14 protein-coding genes are annotated in these 15,882 nt (G+C 38.3%); all 14 read left to right on the plus strand.

The features are described from left to right. Positions 1-171 precede the first annotated feature (171 nt). The 14 genes from mraZ (at position 172) to AN957_RS10720 (ending at position 15,878) form a co-directional block, all read left to right on the plus strand. Positions 172-603, plus strand: a complete 432-nt coding sequence (mraZ, locus tag AN957_RS10655) for a division/cell wall cluster transcriptional repressor MraZ (RefSeq protein WP_053475565.1) — start codon at positions 172-174, stop codon at positions 601-603. Between the two features lie 32 nt (positions 604-635). Then, on the plus strand, positions 636-1,568 hold the full coding sequence (gene rsmH / locus AN957_RS10660) for a 16S rRNA (cytosine(1402)-N(4))-methyltransferase RsmH (protein WP_053475566.1): 933 nt from the start codon (positions 636-638) through the stop codon (positions 1,566-1,568). A 36-nt stretch (positions 1,569-1,604) separates the two neighbouring features. After that, positions 1,605-1,970: a cell division protein FtsL gene (gene ftsL, locus AN957_RS10665; RefSeq protein ID WP_053475567.1), complete on the plus strand. Its 366-nt coding sequence runs from the start codon at positions 1,605-1,607 to the stop codon at positions 1,968-1,970. Next, positions 1,970-4,222 (plus strand): penicillin-binding protein, encoded by a 2,253-nt coding sequence (locus AN957_RS10670; protein ID WP_053475568.1) that lies wholly within the window; start codon positions 1,970-1,972, stop codon positions 4,220-4,222. The genes ftsL and AN957_RS10670 overlap by 1 nt, the downstream gene beginning before the upstream one ends. 67 nt (positions 4,223-4,289) lie before the next feature. Beyond that, the gene (locus AN957_RS10675) at positions 4,290-6,206 is read left to right on the plus strand and encodes a stage V sporulation protein D (protein WP_053475569.1); all 1,917 of its coding nucleotides are present in this window, start codon (positions 4,290-4,292) and stop codon (positions 6,204-6,206) included. A 124-nt stretch (positions 6,207-6,330) separates the two neighbouring features. Continuing rightward, positions 6,331-7,791, plus strand: a complete 1,461-nt coding sequence (locus tag AN957_RS10680) for a UDP-N-acetylmuramoyl-L-alanyl-D-glutamate--2,6-diaminopimelate ligase (protein ID WP_053475570.1) — start codon at positions 6,331-6,333, stop codon at positions 7,789-7,791. Between the two features lies 1 nt (position 7,792). Next, positions 7,793-8,254, plus strand: a complete 462-nt coding sequence (locus AN957_RS10685) for a hypothetical protein (protein WP_056684035.1) — start codon at positions 7,793-7,795, stop codon at positions 8,252-8,254. Beyond that, entirely contained in the window at positions 8,251-9,225 is a 975-nt protein-coding gene (mraY, locus tag AN957_RS10690; protein ID WP_053475572.1) for a phospho-N-acetylmuramoyl-pentapeptide-transferase, read from the plus strand. Before AN957_RS10685 ends, mraY begins: the two co-directional genes overlap by 4 nt. Beyond that, positions 9,226-10,578, plus strand: a complete 1,353-nt coding sequence (gene murD / locus AN957_RS10695) for a UDP-N-acetylmuramoyl-L-alanine--D-glutamate ligase (RefSeq protein ID WP_053475573.1) — start codon at positions 9,226-9,228, stop codon at positions 10,576-10,578. Between the two features lie 112 nt (positions 10,579-10,690). After that, the gene (spoVE, locus tag AN957_RS10700; RefSeq protein ID WP_053475574.1) at positions 10,691-11,791 is read left to right on the plus strand and encodes a stage V sporulation protein E; all 1,101 of its coding nucleotides are present in this window, start codon (positions 10,691-10,693) and stop codon (positions 11,789-11,791) included. A 320-nt stretch (positions 11,792-12,111) separates the two neighbouring features. Beyond that, complete coding sequence (murG, locus tag AN957_RS10705) at positions 12,112-13,200, plus strand: undecaprenyldiphospho-muramoylpentapeptide beta-N-acetylglucosaminyltransferase (protein ID WP_053475575.1); 1,089 nt, start codon at positions 12,112-12,114, stop codon at positions 13,198-13,200. A 95-nt stretch (positions 13,201-13,295) separates the two neighbouring features. Then, positions 13,296-14,204 (plus strand): UDP-N-acetylmuramate dehydrogenase, encoded by a 909-nt coding sequence (gene murB / locus AN957_RS10710; protein WP_053475576.1) that lies wholly within the window; start codon positions 13,296-13,298, stop codon positions 14,202-14,204. Between the two features lie 191 nt (positions 14,205-14,395). After that, a complete protein-coding gene (locus AN957_RS10715) occupies positions 14,396-15,196 on the plus strand; it encodes a cell division protein FtsQ/DivIB (protein WP_053475577.1) in 801 nt (266 codons plus the stop codon). Then, the gene (locus tag AN957_RS10720; RefSeq protein ID WP_231690050.1) at positions 15,156-15,878 is read left to right on the plus strand and encodes a DUF881 domain-containing protein; all 723 of its coding nucleotides are present in this window, start codon (positions 15,156-15,158) and stop codon (positions 15,876-15,878) included. The genes AN957_RS10715 and AN957_RS10720 overlap by 41 nt, the downstream gene beginning before the upstream one ends. Positions 15,879-15,882: the final 4 nt, after the last annotated feature.

The following is a 15,882-nucleotide window of genomic DNA, read 5'->3' on the forward strand; positions in this document are numbered from 1 at the left end:
GAAGAAGTGGAACAAACTACGTGCATTCTTTTGTAGGGAAAAGACGAACGGAAATATGGTGAAATTCTAAGATTTGAAAAGGGGATTTCAACTTTTAATAGAATATAAAAAATATGTGGAGGAAAGTGGGGGAATGTGGTACGCTTGAGTAAGAAAGTGGGGTTAGTGGGCATGTTCATGGGTGAATATCATCATAACGTTGATAGCAAAGGCCGTTTAATCGTGCCTGCCAAATTCCGTGACAATCTAGGAGAAGCCTTTATTTTGACTCGTGGCCTAGATCAATGCTTATTTGGCTACCCGAAAGATGAATGGACATTGTTAGAGGAAAAGCTTAAAGGATTGCCGCTAACGAAAAAGGATGCCAGAGCCTTCACTCGTTTTTTCTTTTCAGGTGCTACTGAATGTGAAATTGATAAACAAGGAAGAATAAATATTGCTTCCCCGCTCCAGCAATATGCAAAAATTGAGAAAGAATGTGTCGTATTAGGTGTTTCGAATCGTATTGAAATTTGGAGCAAGGGAATTTGGGAAGATTATTTCTCCGATTCAGAGGAATCTTTTTCCGAGATTGCAGAGAATATGATTGGGTTTGATATTTAATGGCCGAAAAGCCTCCAGAAAGGTGGACAACTATGTTTGAACATACAACAGTGTTATTAGAGGAAACGGTCGATGGTCTGAACATTCATCCTGACGGAACCTATGTGGATTGTACGCTAGGAGGAGCAGGGCATAGTGAATTGATTTTGTCTAAACTCTCAGATAAAGGCAAACTTTATGCTTTTGATCAGGATGATACAGCAATCGCGCATGCAAAAGAAAAGCTAGCTAAATATGGAGATCGAATAACAATTATTAAAAGTAATTTTCAGTATCTTCAAGAAGAGTTAGAACATCTAGGAGTTAAGCAGGTTGACGGAGTTTTATATGATTTAGGTGTCTCATCTCCGCAATTAGATACCCCTGAGCGAGGATTCAGTTATCATCATGATGCTCCTCTGGATATGAGGATGGATACGGAAGCAAAGTTTTCAGCCTTTGATGTTGTTAATCATTGGAGTTATTCAGATTTAGTGAAAATCTTCTTTAAATACGGAGAAGAAAAATTTTCGAAGCAAATTGCCAGGAAAATTGAGGCGGCAAGGGAAACAGCTCCGATTGAAACAACTGGTGAGCTTGTTGAACTTATAAAAGAAGCCATCCCAGCCCCTGCAAGAAGAAAGGGCGGACATCCGGCAAAGCGGGTTTTTCAGGCGATTCGAATTGCTGTTAATGATGAATTGGGAGTTTTTGAAAAGTCATTAGAGCAAGCAATTGACATACTTAAATCTAGTGGAAGAATTAGCGTAATTACCTTCCATTCGCTAGAGGATAGAATTTGTAAAGCTGCATTTAAAAAAGCAAGCGAGACACCTAATCTGCCACCAGGGCTGCCGGTTATTCCGGAAGAGTATAAGCCCATTTTAAAATTAATTACAAGAAAACCGACTCTTCCATCTGAAGAGGAGCTTCTGCATAATAATCGTGCAAGATCTGCAAAGCTGCGTGTCGCTGAGAAGCTATGAGATTTTTGAAAAACAAATTGAAACAGGAGGGAATTTATGGGTAACTTAGCGCGAAAGCTCCAACAAGAGCAACATCATGAGCAGCAGAAACAAATGGTAAAGGCACCAAAAAAAGTAAAGGTAAGAAGTCCATGGCTTTCTCCTGGCGAAAAGATTTTGGGAATTATTTTTACGGGGATTGTTTGTTTTGGAGCAGTTCACATCGTTTCTAATCAAGCGGATATATACGGAGTGAACAAAAATATCCAGGATACAAAAAAGATGATTCAAGAGCAGCAAAAAGTGAATGGTGATCTAGAAATGCAAGTCGGCGAGCTAAGTACATACGAACGTATTTGGTCAAAAGCAAAAGAATTAGGTCTTAAATTAAATGAAAATAATGTTAAGGTTGTGCAAGATTAATGATTAAAAAACAGCCGAATATTAATTTTGGAGCAGCGATATTATTTGTAATATTTGGTCTGCTCTTTTTTGTCTTACTGTATCGCTTTATTTCTATCCAGGTAACTGGGGAGGCCGGTGGAGAAACACTTGCGGTAAAAGCTCAGCAAAAGTATGAAAAGGAAAGAACAATTGAAGCGAAGCGTGGAACCATTTATGATCGAAATGGAGAAGTCATTGCAACCGATACAAACTCATATAAATTGATTGCGATTTTAGACAAGAGCATGACAACGAATAAAAAAAATCCAAAGCATGTAGTCAATCCGGATAAAACGGCAAGAGAGCTTGCAAAAGTAATTGATATGGAAGAGTCGGAGATTTATAGACTCTTAACGAAATTAAATGATGATGGTGAGCAGCCTTTCCAAGTAGAGTTTGGAAAAGCAGGAAGAGACTTATCCAATCAAAAGAAACGGGAAATTGAAGAGTTAAAACTACCGGGCATCACTTTTATTAAGGATACGAAACGATTCTATCCAAATGGAGTTTTTGCGTCCCATTTAGTCGGATATGTGGAGAAGAAGGAAAACGAAGATAATAAAACAGAAACAGTCGGCATGTTAGGACTTGAACAAAGCCTAAACGATGTCCTGACGGGGAAAAATGGAAAAGTTAATTATGAAAGTGATATTTGGGGATATTTATTAGCGGACAGCAAGGAAAAAGTAACACCTGCTGTTGATGGAAAGGAAATTTATTTAACACTCGATAAGAAAATCCAAACATTCCTTGAGGATTCAATGAGCAAAGTGAATGAAAAATACAAGCCTAAAAAGATGATTGCCATTGTTGCAGACCCGAAAACAGGGGAAATTCTTGCGATGTCACAAAGACCTTCTTTTCATCCGAAGACAAAGGAAGGAATTTCTGAGACATGGCATAACGAAGCAGTAGAGAACTCCTTTGAACCCGGCTCAACAATGAAAATTTTCACATTAGCTGCGGCAATTGAAGAAGGAGTCTTTAATCCGAATGATTTATATAAATCAGGCCGATATGCTGTAGATCCAAAATCGAGACCTGTCGGTGACCATAATAGAGGACAAGGTTGGGGAACAATATCGTACTATGAAGGTGTTCTTCGTTCATCAAACGTTGCCTTTGCAAAAATTGTAAAAGAAAAGCTAGGATATGAGAAGTTCAGAGAATATCTATCGAAATTTAAATTGGATCAACCTACTGGCATTGAATTGCCAAATGAGGCTGCAGGGAAAATTCAATATGAATGGCCACGGGATAAAGCAACAACAGGCTTCGGCCAAGCATCAACAATCACTCCAATTCAGCAGGTTCAAGCGGCAACAGCTGTCGCAAATGGTGGAAAGATGATGAAGCCCCATATCATTAGTAAAATTGTTGATCCAAATAAGAAAGATTCAGTAGAAAAAACAGAACCAGAAGTAGCGGGCAATCCAATTTCTGCTAAAACCGCAGATGAAGTAAGGAAAATATTGGAGGATGTTGTGTCCTCTCCAAAAGGGACTGGCTATAAACTATTTAATATTGAGGGCTATGAAGTTGCTGGAAAAACAGGTACAGCACAAATTCCGAAACCAGGAGGAGGATATTTAACTGGACGTCAAAATCTTTTCTTTTCTTTTTTAGGAATGGCTCCGACCGATGATCCAAAATTAATCGTGTATGTAGCAGTCGAGCAGCCGCAAATCGATATTCATACGAGTGGTGCTCAGCCAGTCGCAGATATATTTAAACCAGTTATGAAGAGCAGTCTCCAATATTTAAATATCGAGCCTAAAGAACAGGCGAAAGTTCAATACGAAATAATTCCAAGTGTGATTGGGGCATCTACTGAGGAAGCGAAAAATATACTTAGTAAGAAAGGTGTAAACCCAATTATAATGGGCAAGGGGAAAAAAGTTATCGATCAACTTCCTGCAAAAGATACGAAACTGATGGCAGGGGAGAATGTCGTTCTATTAACAGATAATGAGCAAACAATCCCTGATATGACAGGCTGGTCATTAAGGGACGTCATGAAGGTTGCTAAATTAGGCAATTTAGAGTTGAATTCAGTTGGCAATGGCTATGTTGTCAAGCAAAATCTAAAACCAGGATCAACATTTAAAGAAGGAGATTATTTAATTGTTGAATTGGAGCTTCCGAGTAAGAAATACATGAAGACAAAAGAAGAAGAAGTTGCCGGAGATGAAGCTGTTTCCGAAGAAGAAAGCGTTGAAGTTCAAGATTAAATATTCTATTCAAAAAGGTACAAGCATATATTGGAACGAGCCATAATCTAAGGAGGTTCGTTCTTGCATGCGTGTTTCCAATGTAACAGTAAGAAAACGGTTGATGATCGCATTAGTAGTTGGAATCCTTGTCTTCTTTATTATTGATTTACGTCTTGGGTATGTACAGTTTTTTCTAAGCACGACTCTAACTGATGGAGCGAAGGAGTTATGGAGCAGGAATATTCCTTTTGAGCCGGAAAGAGGAGAAATAGTGGATCGAAACGGGGTGCCTCTTGCAACAAATGTGAGTGCACCAACGATATATGTTGTACCAAGACAAGTAAAGGACTCAAAAGTTACAGCGGAGAAATTAGCATCCGTTCTAAATGCTTCTAAAGAAAAAATTCAAGCTGACATTACAAAGAGTGAAATGTACGTAAGGATATCTGGCGGAAGAAAAATCTCTCATGAGAAAGCAAAGGAAATCAGGGCATTAAATCTTGAAGGAGTCTATATTGGCGAAGATTCTAAACGCCATTATCCTTTCGGGGACTATTTATCACATGTGCTTGGCTTTGCGGGAATTGATAATCAAGGACTAATGGGACTAGAGCTATACTATGATAAAGAATTAAAGGGGAAAAAGGGATCTGTCCAGTTTTATGCGAATGCAAAGGGCGAGCGGATGAATGATATGGCGGATGATTATCAGCCGCCCGTCGATGGTTTAGATTTAAGACTTACAATAGATTCGAAGGTTCAGACCATTATGGAACGAGAATTAGATATTGCTGAAGCGACGTATAATCCAGATGGTATTATCGCTATCGCAATGAATCCTAACAACGGGGAAATTTTAGGGATGGCGAGCAGACCAGGTTTTGATCCTGCAAATTTCCGAAATGTTTCCTCAGATATTTTTAATCGGAATCTGCCAATTTGGAGTACGTATGAACCAGGGTCGACCTTCAAAATTATCACTTTAGCTGCCGCTTTGGAGGAAGGGAAGGTTGACTTAGATAAAGATCATTTTCATGATCCTGGCTATGTAAAAGTCGGTGGGGCACGCTTAAGATGCTGGAAGAAAGGCGGACACGGAAGTCAGTCATTTCTAGAAGTTGTCCAAAATTCCTGTAACCCAGGCTTCGTTGAACTTGGGGAACGTCTGGGAAAGGAAAAACTGTTTAAATATATTAAGGATTTTGGATTTGGAGAAAAAACAGGGATTGATCTACAAGGAGAAGGAACGGGAATCTTGTTTAATCTTGATCGGGTAGGTCCTGTAGAACAAGCAACAACTGCCTTTGGACAGGGGGTTTCTGTCACACCGATCCAGCAGGTAGCTGCCGTTTCTGCAGCAATAAATGGTGGTACCTTGTATACACCATATGTTGCAAAAGAACTGGTTGATCCTAAAACAGGGGAAATTGTGTTGAGGAAAACGCCTAACGCGAAACGAACAGTGATTTCCAAGGACACTTCAGATAAAATTCGGTACGCATTAGAAAGTGTTGTTGCTCAAGGAACGGGTGGAAATGCATTTATTGAAGGGTATCGAGTGGGCGGCAAGACAGGGACAGCACAAAAAGCGAAAGATGGAAAATACCTAGAAAATAATCATATTGTATCATTTATCGGATTTGCGCCTGCTGATGATCCTGAGCTTGTTGTATACGTAGCTGTTGATAATCCAAAAGGAACCATGCAATTTGGAGGGGTAGTTGCTGCTCCGATAGTAGGGAATATCATGAAGGATAGTTTAAGAGCGATGGGTGTTGAACCTAGAAAAGATCAAATAGAGAAAAAATATAAATGGCCTGATGTTCCGATGATTGAAGTGCCTGACTTAGTTGGAATAACAAAACAAGAATTAGGTGAATTATTTATCAATTTGAAAATAGATGCAAGCGGATCAGGGAATAAAGTAGTGAAACAGACGCCAGAAGCAGGCATAAAATTGAAAGAAGGCTCAACGATTCGACTATATTTTGATGAGGAATAAATTTATTAATGGGGCGGCGTCTATGCCGTCCGTATTTACACGCCTTTTTCCAGTTATAAACAAATAGCTAAAAAGATAGTTTTCATGTAAAATGAAAATCGCGATGATTGTGGGGTTGATTGAAATGAAATTACATACGCTCATTTCTTATTTGCAGCCATATAAGACTTATAGCGGAGATAACCCAGACATCTCTTCAATAGAAAACGACAGTCGAAACATCCAGAAAGGCAGCCTGTTTATTTGTATTAAAGGATATAACGTTGACGGACATGACTATGCAGGATTAGCTGTTCAAAACGGAGCAGCTGCAATTATTGCTGAAAAGGATATGAACCTTACTGTTCCTGTCATTGTTGTTCCAGATTCAAAACGAGCCATGGCAGTGCTAGCTGATGCCTTTTTGGGACAGCCAAGCAGGGAGCTCCATTTAATTGGCATTACTGGTACAAATGGGAAAACAACTATTAGTCACTTAATTGAAAAGATTATTTCTGATTCAGGTAAAAAAACAGGATTAATTGGAACGATGTATACAAAAATTGATGGAAAAGAATATGAAGTGAAAAATACGACGCCTGATAGTTTAACCCTGCAGAAAATTTTCAAACAAATGGTAGATGAAGGGGTAAGCTCTACAGTGATGGAAGTTTCTTCTCATGCCCTTGATGAAGGACGAATTCATGGGTGTGACTTTAATATTGCTGTATTTTCAAATCTAACCCAGGACCACTTAGATTATCATAAAACAATGGAAGCTTATAAAAATGCAAAAGGGCTGCTATTTTCTCAGCTTGGCAGTTGTTTTTCTCATAATCCTCCTAAATTTGCAGTATTAAATAACGATGATGAAGCAACTAAATCGTATATTAGGGCAACGGCAGCACATATCTTAACATACGGAATTGATCACAAAGCAGATCTTCAAGCAAAAAATATTCAGATGACGTCTACTGGAACAACATTTGAATTAATAAGTCCGTTTGGGGTACATACCGTATCAATGCAATTGATCGGTAAATTCAGTGTGTATAATGTGCTTGCAAGTATTGGAGCAGGCATCGCTACTGGGATATCCATTGAGGAGATCATTCATTCAATCAAGGAAGTACAGGGGGTTTCTGGACGTTTTGAAACAGTAGATGCCGGACAGGACTTTTCCGTTATAGTCGACTATTCTCATACGCCTGATAGTTTAAAAAATGCTCTTTCGACAGTAAAGCAGTTCGCGAAGAAAAGAGTTTTTGTTATCGTAGGCTGTGGTGGGGATAGAGATCGATCGAAACGCCCGCTTATGGCTGAAATTGCTTGCCGCTTTAGCTCAGATCCGATTTTTACATCTGATAATCCGAGAAGTGAAGACCCGAATCAAATCTTAAAGGATATGGAAGAAGGCGTCCAAGGACATCCATACAAGTTAATTGCTGATCGGAAAGAGGCTATATATTATGCTGTGAAAGCTGCAAATGAAGGGGATGTTATTCTAATTGCTGGGAAAGGGCATGAAACATATCAACTAATAGGAAATCAGATCATCCATTTCGATGATCGAGAAGTAGCAAAAGAGGCGATAGAGGGGCGATAAAATGTTTTTAACGTATGGTGATTTAGCGAAACTGTTTCCAAATAAATATGGGATACAGGATCATGAGCTGTATTTTCATACGGTCGTGTCGAATTCAGCGGTATTGCAGCCTAAGGGGTTATTTATTCCTTTTGAAGATGGCTCAGGGAAGTTGAGTCAGGCAATTGAAAATGGAGCAATTGCTGCCCTGTGGGATGAGAAAGAAAATATTCCTTCTTATACCCCAAATCATTTTCCAATTTTTATAACAAATGACTTATTGAAAGGCTTAAAGGACATGATGGAACTATATATAGAAAATTTAAGAAAAATGGAACAAACACGAAAAGAAGTGACAAATTTCCTTTTTTTAGATGAAGTGCGTCTGAAAGAAACAAAATCAACATATGATATTGCTGTAATGACGGAAAAAATACGTACAGTAAAGGAACGGCTCCAGATCGGAAAGGAGGGAGCGAAATGATGGAGAAGGTTATTATTTTCACAATTATCATGGGCTTTTTAATTTCTGCATTACTTTCTCCACTTTTTATTCCCTTCTTACGGAGGTTAAAGTTCGGGCAAAGTATTCGGGAGGAAGGTCCGCAGTCTCATCTGAAAAAATCAGGAACGCCAACTATGGGGGGAATCATGATTCTTCTCTCCATTACTGTTACAACCTTGGTAATGACTGGTAAATTCTCTGAGCCAACAATGAAAATCTATTTGCTCCTGCTAGTAACACTTGGCTTTGGTTTACTTGGCTTTTTAGATGATTTTATTAAAGTAGTTATGAAAAGAAACCTGGGATTGACTTCATTGCAAAAATTGCTCGGTCAAATTGTCATTTCCGTCATTTTTTATCTTGTTCTAAGACAAAATGAGTTTTCAACTGCGATTCATATCCCATTAACAGACTACTCCTTTGAATTAGGATGGTTTTACGTTTTCTTTATTATTTTTTGGCTCGTTGGCTTTTCAAATGCTGTTAATCTTACCGATGGCTTAGATGGTCTTCTTTCAGGAACAGCAGCAATCGCTTTTGGAGCGTTTGCTGTTTTGGCGTGGAATCTATCTCAATTTGAAATATCGATCTTTTCTGTAGCTGTTTCTGGAGCTGTACTAGGCTTTCTGGTTTTTAATGCCCATCCTGCAAAGGTTTTTATGGGAGATACGGGCTCGCTTGCATTAGGTGGAGCGATTGCTGCAGTTGCGATTTTAACAAAGCTTGAAATCATATTAATAATAATTGGTGGGGTATTTGTCATTGAAACCCTTTCAGTTATTCTGCAGGTTATTTCTTTTAAAACAACGGGAAGAAGAATTTTTCGCATGAGTCCATTACATCACCACTATGAGTTAGTAGGTTGGTCAGAGTGGCGTGTAGTTGTTACGTTTTGGACTGTTGGTTTACTTTGTGCAATTCTTGCAATTTATATCGAGGTGTGGATGTAATTGAAACAGGTTAATCACTATCTTCATAGAAAAGTACTAGTCCTGGGACTAGCAAAAAGCGGGGTTGCTGCAGCCTCTCTATTACATAAACTTGGTGCATTTGTAACCGTAAACGATTTTAAGCCGCTGTCAGAGAATATTGAAGCACAAGAGCTTCTTGAACAGGGTATTACGGTGATTTGTGGGGGACACCCTGTAGAATTACTTGATGAAGGCTTTCAGCTAGTAGTCAAAAATCCAGGTATTCCTTATCACAATCCAATGATTAAAAGGGCGATTGAGATGGGGATCCCTGTCATTACAGAGGTGGAGCTTGCTTATCAAATATCGGAGGCACCCTTTGTTGCTATCACTGGAACGAACGGAAAGACAACGACAACCACGCTTGTTTTTGACATGCTGAAAAAAGGGGGAAAGCTCCCGCTTATCGCAGGGAATATTGGAACGGTTGCTTCCAGAGTTGCCCAGAAAGCTGCTCCTGAAAACACGATTGTTATTGAGCTTTCCTCATTTCAGCTAATGGGGATTGAGACATTTAACCCAAGAATCGCAATATTAACTAATCTTTACGATGCACATCTCGATTATCATGGGACAAGAAAAGAATACGTACAAGCAAAAGCAAATATTACTAAAAACCAGACATCCAATGAATTTTTTATCGTCAATGCTGAGCAAGAGGAAACGATGGCTGTTGCGAAAGAGTCTAATGCCAGTATTATTCCTTTTTCAACAAAACGAATATTGGAGGCTGGAGCCTATATTCGTGAAGGCTGGATTTATTTTAATGATGAACCAGTAATGGAAACAAAGGATATTCTTTTACCTGGAGCACATAATTTAGAGAATATTTTATCGGCAGTTGCAGCGGTAAAGCTGTCAGGTGTAAGTAATGAAGCAATATTTAACGTGTTGAATACGTTCTCGGGAGTTAAGCATCGTCTGCAATTTATTTCTGAATTTAAGGAAAGAAAATTTTACAATGATTCAAAGGCAACGAATATGCTGGCAACACAAAATGCAATTGCTGCCTTCAAAGAGCCGATTATTCTATTGGCTGGTGGATTGGATCGCGGGAATGAATTTGATGAGTTAGTTCCGTTTTTAAAGAATGTGAAAACTGTTGTTACATTCGGACAAACAGCAGAAAAAATCGAACGTGCAGCGAAAAGTGCAGGAATAAAAACAATTAAGCGTGTCGATAATGTGGAAAAAGCCGTACCCGCAGCCTACCAGCTATCTGATCCAGGGGATGTGATTCTTTTATCACCCGCGTGTGCTAGCTGGGATCAATACAAAACTTTTGAGGTCAGGGGAGACATTTTTATACAAGCGGTGCATATGCTTAAGTAAGGGCTTGGACACGATTTATTAGAGATACAGCATGGTGAGTCATCTTATTCGCTTGTATGCGAGTTAAAGCTTTCGTTACAAAGCCCAAAAACTTGCATTCGAGGTGTTTTAGTTGCCAACAAAAAGAACGACTCCCGATCTAATATTAATAATCGTCACACTAACATTGCTTGCTGTAGGGCTAACAATGGTATACAGTGCGAGTGCTGTATGGGCAGAGTATAAATTTAATGATTCCTTCTTCTTTGCGAAAAGACAGATGCTATTTGCTGCGGTTGGGATTGCAGCCATGTTTTTCATTATGAACATTGATTACTGGACTTGGAGAACATGGGCTAAAGTTATTATTATTATCTGCTTTGTTTTATTAATAATCGTATTAATTCCAGGGATTGGAAATGAAAGAAATGGCTCTAGGAGCTGGATTGGTGTAGGTGCTTTTTCTATTCAGCCCTCTGAATTTATGAAGCTTGCGATGATTTCGTTTTTAGCAAAATTTTTATCTGAAAAGCAGAAGCTGATTACTTCATTTAAAAAAGGTTTGGTTCCCTCTTTGGGATTAGTATTTTTAGCTTTTGGACTCATTATGCTTCAGCCTGATTTAGGAACAGGGACCGTGATGGTCGGCACTTGCATTGTTATGATCTTTATTGCTGGTGCAAGGATTCGCCATTTTGTCATACTCGGACTTATTGGTCTATCTGGATTTGTAGGTCTTGTTCTTTCGGCTCCTTATCGGATGAAACGGATTACATCATTCTTAGACCCATGGGAAGATCCTTTAGGAAGCGGCTTTCAAATTATTCAATCCCTATATGCAATTGGTCCAGGAGGATTATTCGGATTAGGTCTTGGACAAAGCAGGCAGAAATTTTTTTACTTGCCTGAACCGCAAACAGATTTTATTTTCGCTATTTTGTCGGAGGAGCTTGGGTTTATTGGCGGTTCATTCGTTATCATATTATTTGCCCTGCTGTTGTGGAGGGGTATAAGGATTGCGCTTGGGGCACCGGATTTATATGGAAGCTTTCTTGCAGTAGGTGTAGTGGCTATGGTGGCCATTCAGGTTATGATTAACATTGGAGTTGTTACCGGATTAATGCCTGTTACTGGTATTACGCTTCCTTTTTTAAGTTATGGGGGATCTTCATTAACCCTTATGCTGATGGCCATCGGCGTATTATTGAATATAAGCCGTTACTCAAGATTTTAAGACCTGACCCTGTGTAACAGGGTTTCTTTTTATTTTTTATCGCAGATTAACAGGCTGTAAGATCCCCACTAAGTGTGGATCAACAGGCCGTAAATGCCCGATTAGTTCAACTAACAATCAGTGGGGGATGAAGAAAACCCCCACTGATTGAAGTTTCATTTAATAAAAAAGACATAATGCAGGATGATATACCTAAAATTTATTACATTTACATATCAAAACGTTTTCTGTTTTTAATCATAGGTTTTTATATAGTAGAATAGTGGAAAGTGAAGGCTCTATTTTATTTATATAATTTACTCGACTTTTGAGGTGAAAAGATGAAGATTGTTGTTAGCGGCGGTGGAACAGGTGGACATATATACCCTGCACTAGCCCTTATTCGGGAAATACAAAAAGAAGAAAAAGACGTGGAATTTTTATATATTGGTACTGAAAAAGGATTAGAGAGTACAATTGTGCCAAGAGAAAATATTCCTTTCCAATCGATACATATAACAGGGTTTAGAAGAAAGCTATCATTTGAAAATATAAAAACCGTGCTCCGGTTTTTAAAAGGAGTGCGTGAGAGTAAAAGGATGCTGAAAGAGTTTAAGGCAGATGTTGTTATTGGAACAGGTGGTTATGTATGTGGTCCTGTCGTGTATGCTGCTGCAAAGCTAGGCATACCGACAATTATTCATGAACAAAATAGCGTCCCTGGCTTAACAAATAAATTTCTAAGTAAATATGTTGACCGAGTGGCAGTTTGTTTTGATGAAGCAAAGCAGTACTTCCCAAAAGAAAAAGTCGTCTTAACAGGAAATCCTCGTGCATCAGAGGTTCTAGGGAAGGATGGGATTAGGGGGAGACTTTCGGTTGGTTTAAAAACCAATGTCCCGCTCGTATTAATTGTAGGCGGAAGCAGAGGAGCCAGACCAATCAATGAAGCGATCTTAAAATCTTTAACCGAACTTGGCGAAAAACCTTATCAGATATTATATGTAACTGGGGAAGTTCATTATGAAGAAGTAAAGAGGGAAGTTAACTTAATAGGAAATCCGAAAAACGTTATGATTAAACCGTTTGTACATAATATGCCTGAGGTTCTTGCTGGAACAGATTTAACCGTTGCCAGATCAGGAGCAACAACACTAGCAGAATTAACTTCTTTGGGAATTCCTAGTATTTTAATTCCAAGTCCTTATGTAACAAATAATCATCAAGAAAAAAACGCAAGAGCATTGAGTGATCATGGGGCAGCAGTCCTCGTATTAGAAAAAGAATTAACAAGTAAAAAGCTGATTGAATGCATAGATCACATAATAATGGATGATCAGAAAATGGTCGAAATGAAAAAATCAGCAAAAAAACTGGGTATACCTGACGCGGCTAAGAGACTTTACAATTTAATGGAAGAACTTGTGTGAAATTAAAGAGATTGCATAGGAGGGCAGTAGCCCTCATATGTATAAATGCATAAAATAGTATTATTTATTGATTTTGGAAGGGCGGGGAGATATTTGTGAATGAGTTTATTACAAAGCTCCAAGAATTAAATATTGGCATTGTGAAGGAAAATGAACTATTAGCTAATCATACAACAATGAAGATAGGTGGTCCAGCTGATATATTCATTGAACCATCCTCAATTGAAAATATGATTAAAACAATGGATTTAATAAATGAATATAACGTGAAATGGACAGCGATTGGCAGAGGGTCGAATCTTCTTGTGTCAGATTTAGGGATAGAAGGTGCAGTAATTAAACTTGGACGAGGAATGTCCGGCCTTGCGGTAAACGGAACCGAAGTGAAGGCAGGTAGTGGTTATTCTTTAGTTAGTCTATCTACACAGCTGAGCAGACAAGGGCTGAGTGGACTAGAATTTGCTAGTGGAATCCCTGGCTCCGTAGGTGGAGCCGTCTTTATGAATGCGGGTGCACATGGATCTGATATTTCAAATATATTAACAAAGGCGCTCATTCTATTTGAGAACGGAAAAGTAGAATGGCTTTCAAATAAAGAGATGATGTTTTCGTATCGAACCTCTGTGCTCCAAAAGAAACGTCCCGGTGTTGTTCTAGAAGCTGTTTTCCAGCTGCAATCAGGAGACAAAGATGTTATTTTCTCAGAAATGCAAAAAAACAAAGAATATCGTAAAGAAACACAGCCTTGGAATTTCCCATGTGCTGGCAGCATATTTAGAAATCCTCTGCCAAATCACGCTGGGAAGCTTGTTCAGGATGCTGGATTAAAGGGGTATTCAATCGGAGGAGCAAAAATTTCCGATATGCACGGAAATTTCATTGTCAATACAGGCAATGCAACAGCACAGGATGTATTGTCATTAATTCGTTATATAAAGGAAAAAATTTATGAATTATATCAGATTGAAATGCATACTGAAGTGGAAATAATCGGTCGAAAGTAACGGGAAATAATCCTTACTTATTCCATTTCTTGTGATATAATTATACTCTAATGATCCTAGATTTTTTGAATAAATGCGGCATGTATGAACGTGCCGTTATTTTCTCAATTATTGCATCCTAAAGGCATATGCTCGTTTTTAGAATGCAATAATCGGACAAGCAATTTTGTAAGGTCTTGAGGTGAAATGGAATGGAAAATGGGAAAGTTGTCTCTCTTGAGGATCGAATTCCTAAACTTAAACAACAAAGGCGAAAAAAAGCAAATAGAAGACTTGTTTTTTTACTGCTTCTGTTCTTTTCAATTATTGTTTTTATCGTATATTTCCAATCACCTTTAAGCCATGTACATAAAATTGAAGTTTTAGGAAATTCTTTTTATAGTGACCATGAGCTGCTTGAAGCAGCTGGCCTTTCAAAAAGTACAAATATTTGGAAGGTGAAAGAAAAAATAGTTGAGGAGAAACTAAAGAAGCTTCCTGAAATTAAAGCTGCTGCTGTCAAAGTTGATTTACCGAATACCGTTTCGATCACTATAAGGGAATATAAACGGATTGCCTACATAAAAAAGGACAAGCATTATTTACCAGTGAATGAAAATGGGAAAATATTGAAGGGGACTGGCGAGAATGAGGGGATTCCAGCGAATGCACCGATTCTTATTGGATTTTCTGAAGGAAATGTCCTGAATGAAATGATTGAAGAATTGGGAATATTGCCAGATGAAGTATTTAATACTATTTCAGAAATTCATCATTCCCCGAAAGAGACGGATACCTATCATGTCACTCTTTTTATGAATGATGGATTTGAGGTAAGTGCAACAATTAGAAGCTTTTCAGAAAAAATGGCTCATTATCCTTCCATCGTAAGTCAATTAGACCCTGCTAAAGAGGGCGTTATTGACATAGAGGTCGGCTCTTATTTTAAAGCTTATGAACAAGAGGGAGCTGATGAAAATAAAGATGAAGAAGAAACTGAAGGTGAAGGGTAATCATGTAATATTTTCTCTCGTTTTTCTTGTTCTCGGCTATATTATTGCTTTTTCTTATCATGTGACGAAAAGTGAAGGAGAGAATACTGCTATTACAGGAAAACAGTGGGATAGAGATTTGGAGCTCCGAAATCAATTGGTTGATTTGGAGAAAAAAAATCTCACATTACAAAAGGAACTGCACGAGAAACAAGAGCAGGTTCGTGAAATTGAAAATGAATTATCTCAAGAAGCCCAAGTTTATTTTAATCTTGCGGAAGATGCAGAGAAACTAAGAATGTATCTTGGGAAAATTGATGTGAAGGGTCAAGGGGTAGAAGTCACTCTTTCGGATGGAGCCTATAACCCAGATGAAGAAAATATTAATAATTATATTGTTCATGAACAGCATGTTTTTAAGGTTATAAATGAACTGTATATTTCTGGTGCATCAGCCATTGCTATTAATGGGCAAAGGCTTACTCATAATTCCTATATTTTATGCAATGGTCCTGTAATTGAAATTGACGGTTATCAGCACCCAGCTCCCTTTGTAATATCGGCTATTGGAGATGCTGAAGTTTTATCTTCTGCATTAAATTTAACTGGAGGGGTGAAGGATTCTTTAGTAAATGAGAATATCCAATTTACTTTAGAAGAAAAAGCTGAAGTCATAATGGAGCCATTATTACAGGCCTCTTAATTGA

It is taken from the genome of Cytobacillus solani (assembly GCF_001420595.1).
GTDB lineage: Bacteria > Bacillota > Bacilli > Bacillales > Cytobacillaceae > Cytobacillus > Cytobacillus solani.